The organism is Brevibacterium picturae (assembly GCF_030453725.1).
Lineage (GTDB): Bacteria > Actinomycetota > Actinomycetes > Actinomycetales > Brevibacteriaceae > Brevibacterium > Brevibacterium sandarakinum_A.
The window spans coordinates 1-7,507 of the sequence record NZ_JAKDJU010000147.1 but is presented as its reverse complement, the minus strand read 5'-3'; the positions used below and the strand labels follow the sequence as shown (position 1 = coordinate 7,507).

Sequence of the window (7,507 nt, the reverse complement as noted above, 5' to 3'; positions counted from 1 at the left end):
CAATGGAGCCACCGAGGCCGCGCGTCAGGGCCGTGTCACACGTGAGGCCTTCGCGTGGTCGGAGATCGAGGAGAGCCTCGTCCCCGACCCCGCCTACCGCATGTCTCTGCACGAACTGCTCAACCCTCTCGAGGGGCACCGGTTCGACAGCCGCGGGGCCAGAGAGTCGAACTCGCTGCACGAGTGGATGCTCGACTTCCTCCGCACCGACCTCCACGATTCCCTCGCCGGGCCCGAAGGCAGCGCCGAGAAATCGCTGTTCACCGTGCTCTGGCAGTCTCGTCTGCTGCTCAAGGAGCTCATCGTCGCCGGTCACATCGACCGGGTCAGCATCGATATGGAGATCTGCGGCTGGTTCGAAAGCTTCGTCTCCGGCATCTGCGACGGACCTCCCCCACAGCGCATCGCCGAGCTCCTCGCCCTGGCCGAAGCCGGTCTTGTCGAGTTCATCGGCCCGGATATGCGCATCGAGGCGAACCCCGACGTCGTCCCGTCGACGGACGCGGACGCCGCAACAGCGTCTGGGGACGGCGCTCCGCCCGGCGAGAGCAGCACACTCGTGAGCGGGGATCCGCTGCCGCAGATCTTCACAGTCACCTCGGCGCAGGTAGACGGTGGAATCACGGGAAGCGTCGTCATCGATGCGGCTTCACCGACGAATGCGGTCTCACGGGCCGCGGATGTGCTGGTGCACGGGATGGTCGAACGCGGCCAGCTCACGCCGGCACGCCTGACCCTGGACGATGGTCGCGAGAAGTTCCTCAACGGGCTGGCGCTGACGCCGCGGCCTTACCGCACGATCGATGTCGACGGTGCAGCGCACCCCCGCCGATTCGCGCTGTCCATCCAACTCTCTTCGGTCCAGTGGGGGCTGGCGATCGCGGCGAACCCCAATACGAACGCCGCCACACTGGCCGACTCCCACGCCGCCGCCACGGCGATCCTCGACCTCATCTGAGGCTCGTCCAGGCTCCCAGCGGCATGATGCTGCGTGGCCGGGCTGCCTGAAACTGTGCGGCTGAGCAGTCTGAGTCAGGCCGAGCTGGTTGCAATCAGCTCAGCCTGCGGCAACCAACTCAGCCTGGCTTCGGCTGTAGAGCTCCGCAGCCGCTGGCCCCAGACAAGGTGAGGCACAGACGGCCAGGCGAAAGCTGCCGGCCTCGGCCAGATGGAAGTCTCATTGAGGCTGCTTCGAAGTTTCAGAGCTCGCCTTTAAACCCGAGCTCTGAAACTTCGATCGAGCTGCTTCTCCGAACAGCCCCCACGACAACTCCCAGCACCCGCACAGGACGCCCCATTGCGGGCACCCCAGCTCCCGCAGCGCTGGGCTCCCCAGCGCGGGGGCTCCCGCAGCGCTGGGCTCCCCTTATGCGTCGGCCATCTCGAGGGCGGCTTCGGGCTTCGTGGTCCTGGCTCGCACAATCGCGAGCAGTGACATCACGACTCCGATGATCGCCCAGGCCAGCAGGCCTCCGTAGGCGGCTCCCACACCTGTCGTTCCGGCTGCGATCGCGGCGAAGCCGTTCATCGCCGGCGTCAACGGCAGGATCGGGGCGACGAAGTCGAAGAAGCCCGGCACCGCACCGATCGTCCGACCGGCCACGGCGAGGACCACGGCGATCACGGATAGGAACCTGCCCACGCCGCCGAACCATGCCACCAGCGCGAAGTTGAGCACCATGAACACGAGCGCAGAGACGAACGTCAGGACCGCGATGTCGAAGCCCTTGACCGCATCGATGTCCAAGACGCTCACCGCCAGAATCGACAGCACCACCGCCTGCAGCAGACCCACGATCACACCCGGCACCAAGCCGCGCAGCCACACAGCCACCGAGGACTTCGTCGACAGCAGAGTCGAGGCCGGGATCGGTTTGAGCACCGTGTAGGTGACGAGTCCGCCGACCCACAGTGCGAGCATGATGAGCAGCGCGAGCGTCGATCCCTGCAACACGTCCGTCCCCGCGTCGGAGGAGCTCGGCGCCTTGATGTTCTGAGAGGCGACGGTGGAGAGCTTGTCACGTTCCGGAGCCGAGTAGGAGGGCACTTCGTCCGCACCCTCCTTCACTCCGTCGGCGAATTCCCCGACACCTTCGGAGTATTTGTCAGTGCCTTCGGCCAGGGTGTCCAGCCCGGCGGCGAGGTCAGAGGTTCCCGTCGCCGCGGTCGAGACTCCGGTGGTGTACTTGTCGAGGCCGGTCGTGAACTCGCCGAGACCCTCGGAGAGCTGACCGGCGCCTTGATCGAGTTCGGTCGACCCGTCGGCGACCTGGGCGATGCCATCACTGAGTTCAGGCATCCCGTCGGCAAGCTTCTGGTTGCCCTCGGCGACACCCGAGGCGCCTTCGCGCAGGCCCTTCGAAGCGTCGAGCAGCTTCGGAGCGTTCTTCGAGATGTCTTCCATGCCTTCGGTGAGCTCGCCGAGGCCGTCCTCGAGCCCCTCGACGAACTTGCTCATGCCGTCGCTGAGTTCGCCGGCACCATCGGCCAGCTTGTCCGCGCCACCGAGCAGCGACTGTCCGTCCTGCTTCTGCTCCAGTCCGTCGACGGCACTGTTCAGCCCGCCCGAGGTGCCATTCAGCAGTCCCTGGGCATAGGCCTTCTCGATGCCCGCGCAGACCTCATCCGGTGTACCGGGAGGGCACATCTGAGCACGTGCCTGGTCGGCCTCGTCCTCGGACATCATGCCTGCCGAGACGAGGTCGTCGAGCCCGGTCACGGTTCCGCTCTTGGCGAGCTTATCGGCCTGGTCGGCGCCCTCCTGGAGACCGTCACGGTACTGGCCGAGGCCCGATGACAGCCCCTCGGCACCTTCGGAGACGCCCTTGGCACCCTTGTCGAGGTCCTTGCCGCCCTTGACGAGGTCGTCGATGCCGCCTCCGCCGGAGCCCGAGTCGCCGGAACCGGCGAAGCCCTTGATGATCGCATCGATGGACTTCGTGTATTCGTCGACTCCCCCGGAGAGTTCGCCGGCACCGTCGGCGAGCTTCTGGGTGCTGTCGGGCAGACCCGCGGTCTGCTTCTTCACGTCCTGCAGTCCGTCGGAGAGCTCACCTGTGCCCTTCGACAACTCTCCGGCGCCCTGGGACAAGTCACCGGCACCCTTGTTGAGTTCGGTTCCCGAGGAGTCGAGCTGCTTCATGCCCGTGGAGAGCTCATCCGCACCGCTCGCGGACTCCTCGGTGCCCTGGGACAGGTCCTTCGCGCCGTCGTCGAGTTCACCGGCGGCGTCCCCGAGATCCTTCATCTGGTCACCCATGTCGTTGAATCCGACATAGATGTTGTCGAGGTAGGTCTCGGTCATCTGCGTGTTGAAGGTCGTGCGCGCCACCCCGGCCACGGACTGCGCGATCTGGGTGTCGGCGGCCGGAGCGACTCCGGAGACGTCGACGTCGAGCTGCGTCTGAGTGGCGGACTTCGCATCGTCGACCGAGGTCACAGCGCGAGAAAAGCCCTCTGGGATCGTCAGGGACGCAGCGTAGGACCCGTCGGACAAGCCCTTCTCGGCGTCCTCTGCATCGGTGATGACCCAGTGGATGTTCTTGTCCTCTTCACCCACAAGGCCACTGGTGAGCTGCCGGCCGATCGGCACGGTCTCACCATCGACCTCGGCGCCGTCGTCGTTGTTGACGATGGCGGCCTCGATCGTGTCGAGGCGGTCGGTGCTGTTGTACGTGGCCAAAATGAATCCGGCGGCCACGATGATCGGGATGAGCACCAGGCCGAAGAGGGACAGCCAGGTCACGGGCCGTTTCGAGTTCGCACGTTCGAGTCTCACGACTGCACGCCTTCCATTTCGCTGTGACCGGCCGCGTGAGCTTGCACGCCGCCGTCGTCATTGTCGGTTCCACGCTCAGCCTCGGGCTTGGCCGCATCGAGATCGAGGTGGAAGTAGTTCGTATTCGGGGACAGGATCCCGGTGACGTCGCCGTCGGGCAGACCCAGCACGATTGCCGTGCCCTCGGCCTGCAGATCATAGATAAGATCGCGCAGATCGCGACCGTCCCGGCCTCTCTCGTCGGCCAGTGCGCCTGCTTCGCTGATGATGAGCAGATCCGGCGCGGAGGTGCGCAGCTGTGAGAGCTCGCGTGAGGCTGGCATCGTGCCCGGCCCGTGCTTATCCAGGTCGAAGTAGGGAACCCGGCGACGGACCCTTCCCGCATGCTCGGGCAGGACCATGTCTCCGATCTTCATCTCCCCGGCGGTCAGTCCGACACGACCGGACAGGGCGAGCAGGAGCGCCTGTCGGGCCTGTCCGCTGGCGACGAGGATCTGGCCCGGTGAGAGGGAGATGTCGACCTGGGCGAATCCACGCCGGCCCGAACTGACCGCGATGCCGCGGCCATAGACCCGGTATTTCGAGTTCGGCTCCGGCCAGTCCCGCAGCGCCACCTCGTGGGCCAACCCCTCGCCCTCAACATCGAGTCGGGGCAGGATGCGGTCGAGCCACTTCGGCAGCCACCAGGCCTTGTCGCCGAGCATCTGCATGATGGCAGGCACCAGGGACATGCGCACGAGGAAGGCGTCGACGAAGATGCCCGAAGCCAGGGCGAGCGCGATCGATTTGATGATCGGCTCGCCCGCGGGGACGAAGGCGGCGAAGACGGAGAACATGATGATCGCCGCGGCCGAGACGACTCGGGCAGAGGAGGCGAAACCGGACTTGATCGCGTCTCTGGCCGTCGCCCCGTGGACATAGGCCTCGCGCATGCCGGAGACGAGGAAGACCTCGTAGTCCATGGCCAGTCCGAACAGGATGCCCATGAGGATGATCGGCAGGAAGCTGATCACCGGTCCCGTCGAGTCGATGCCCATCGCTCCTGCGAACAGGCCGTCGTGGAAGACGAGGACCACGGTGCCGAATGAGGCGAAGACCGACAGGAGGAATCCGCCGGTGGCCTTGATCGGCACCGCAACCGAGCGGAAGACCATCATCAGCAGGATGATCGAGAGTCCGACGACGAAGATGCCGAAGGGCACCAGCGCCTTGCCGAGCTGATCGGAGACGTCGATCTGGATCGCCGTGGCACCGGTGACCGCAGTCTCGAAACCATCCTCGTCCTCGATGTCCGCACTCAGGTCCCGGAGCCTTTCGACGGTGTCGAGCGTCGCCGGGTCCTCGGAGCTGGTGGTGGGGATGATCTGGAACAGGGCCGTGGTCGCGTCCCGGTTCGGGGTGGCGAGGACGACCTGGTCGACGCCCTCGACATCCTCGATCTCACTCTCGATGCGCTCGACGTCGTCAAGGGGCTCATCGGAGGTCACGATCTCACTCGTCATGACCAGCGGCCCGTTGAAGCCGGGACCGAAGTGCTTGTCGATGAGGTCGTAGGTGGTCCGGGCGGGGGTGCCCTCCTCCTGGCTGCCTGCGGTGGGCAGGGACAGCTGGAGGTTGGAGGCGGGGATCGCGAACAGGGCGAGTCCGCCGACGATGATGACGACCGTCAGCATCGGAATCTTCGTCACCACGTGCAGCCAACCGGCGAAGAACTTGTTCATGATCGTCTTCGGGTACGGCTCACCAGCGGCAGCCTGAGCCTCGGCTGCGATCGCTGACCGGGGGACAGAGTCGTCCGCCCTCTTCTGGGCAGTGGCGATGGCCTTGCGGTAGCGCTTCGTGGGCTTGGGCGTGATCTTGTCTTTGACCAGCCCCAGCAGCGCCGGAATCATCGTCAGCGAGATCAGCACGGCGATGACGACCGAGCCGGAGGCGCCGACGCCCATCACAGTGAGGAAGGGGATCCCGGCCAGGGACAGGCCGAGCAGCGCGATCATCACGGTCATGCCCGCGAAGACGACGGCCGATCCGGCGGTGGCGACGGCCCGTCCGGTGGCCTCGAGCGGGTCGTGGCCCTCGGCCAGGAGCGCGCGGGCTCGGGAGACGATGAACAGGGCATAGTCGATGCCGACCGCCAGGCCCAACATCAGCGCCAACATGATCGAGGAGGAGTTGACCGCGCCGAAGGCCGTGGATCCCACGACCAGGAGCACGGAGATGCCGACGCCGATGAGCGCCGTGATCAGGGGCATTCCGGCCGCGCGGAAGGATCCGAGGGTCAGGAGCAGGACGATGAAGGCGATGACGACGCCGATGCCTTCGACCCAGGAGATGGAGACACCGGTGATCTGGAAGAGCTGGCCTCCGCCTTCGACCTGGGCACCGTCGGGCAGCGCGTCGCGCAACGGGTCCAGTTCGTCCAAGAGCTGGTCCGGGGCGGCTTCGCCGACCTCCTGCTGGGTGCCGTCGTACTGGACGGTGATCATCGCGGCCGACTCGTCTTCGCTGATGGTGCCCTCGACCATCTCGTCGAACGGCGAGGTCACGGCGTCGACGTGAGGGAGGTCTTCGAGCCGTTCGACTTCCTTCTCGATCTCGTCCTTGTACGCGGAGTCCTCGACCGAGTCTCCGTCGTCGGCGACGACGATGACGTCGGCGGCGACACCTGAGGCTTCGGGGAAGGTCGACTCCATCGAGTCGAGTGCGACCTGTGCCTCGGAGCCGGGAAGGGTGAAGTCATCGTCGAAATCTTTCGCAAACGCCGCGACACCGGCACCGACGAGCCCGAAGATCACCAGCCACAGAGCGATGTAACGGAAAGGAGCACGGTAGGCACGACGACCCAGGGCGTACAGGAATGTTGACACGAAGACCTCGATACAAAAGTGTATTGGATACAGTACTGTATTGTTGTTGACTTATTGCCCTCAGCGCAAATGCATCAGGAGTTTCGTGAAGATTCTCATCGGATGCCCAGCCCGAGCCGACAACGATGTGCCACCGCCACGACGACGAAATGTTCGATGAATACAGACAATCTCAGCGCCCGCAGACGGCAGACCCGATCCACATTGGTGGAGGCGGGCGTGTCCGTCTTTGCCGTCAAAGGCATCGATGGGGCCTCGATCGAGGAGATCTGCGAGGCCGCCGGGTTCACCCGGGGAGCCTTCTACTCGAATTTCTCCAGCCGCGACGATCTGGTCCTGGCCACGATCGAACAGCGCACCTCCCACGATCTCGACATGCTCGACGCCACCATCGAGCGCTGGCGTGATCGCCTCAACCGCAGCGGCCCTGAGAACATCGAGGACTTCCTCACAGAGTTCATCGATGACACATTCAGTCAGAAGAAGGTCACCGCCGCCGAGGTGATCGCCGAACATGAGATCGAGCTGTACTGTCTGCGCACGCCTGATCTCTACCCCAGGTACGCGGAGCTGAACTCTTTCCAAGGACAGCGGATCCAATCGCTGATCGAAAACGCCATCGGCTTCGCGGAGGCCGCCTCGACGATTCCACTCAAAGACCTCATCGAAGCACTCACCGCCGTTCATTCGCAGGCATCGCTGCGCGCGGCTGCGGGGAAGAAGTTGGACGAGATCGTCGAGATCGACTCGACTCAGATGGTGCGCATCCTCAGCCGGCTGCTCGACTTCTCGCAGAAGCCCTAGGCAAGCAGACTTCTCGACTCGGCTCCGAGCCCCCGGACCCGTCTTCCGCCACCGGACC

General features: G+C 65.1%; 3 protein-coding genes and 1 pseudogene. 2 read left to right on the top strand and 2 right to left on the bottom strand.

From position 1 onward, the window contains the following. Window positions 1-958 (top strand): annotated as a pseudogene (locus L0G76_RS12520) (FAD/NAD(P)-binding protein); the annotation flags it as partial. Between the two features lie 408 nt (window positions 959-1,366). On the opposite strand, the gene L0G76_RS12515 reads toward L0G76_RS12520, so the two are convergent. Together L0G76_RS12515 and L0G76_RS12510 are read right to left on the bottom strand one after the other, a co-directional pair. Next, entirely contained in the window at window positions 1,367-3,778 is a 2,412-nt protein-coding gene (locus tag L0G76_RS12515) for a YhgE/Pip domain-containing protein (protein WP_304357520.1), read from the bottom strand. Further along, complete coding sequence (locus L0G76_RS12510; RefSeq protein WP_304357519.1) at window positions 3,775-6,645, bottom strand: MMPL family transporter; 2,871 nt, start codon at window positions 6,643-6,645, stop codon at window positions 3,775-3,777. Before L0G76_RS12510 ends, L0G76_RS12515 begins: the two co-directional genes overlap by 4 nt. Before the next feature lie 156 nt (window positions 6,646-6,801). On the opposite strand from L0G76_RS12510, the gene L0G76_RS12505 reads away from it, so the two are divergent. Then, window positions 6,802-7,449, top strand: coding sequence for a TetR/AcrR family transcriptional regulator (locus L0G76_RS12505; RefSeq protein WP_092105952.1), 648 nt, complete (start codon window positions 6,802-6,804; stop codon window positions 7,447-7,449). The last annotated feature ends 58 nt before the right edge of the window (window positions 7,450-7,507 follow it).

Coding starts and splice junctions, on each gene's coding strand:
- L0G76_RS12505 (WP_092105952.1), top strand. CDS start 6,802: ATGAATACAGACAATCTCAGCGCCCGCAGACGGCAGACCCGATCCACA.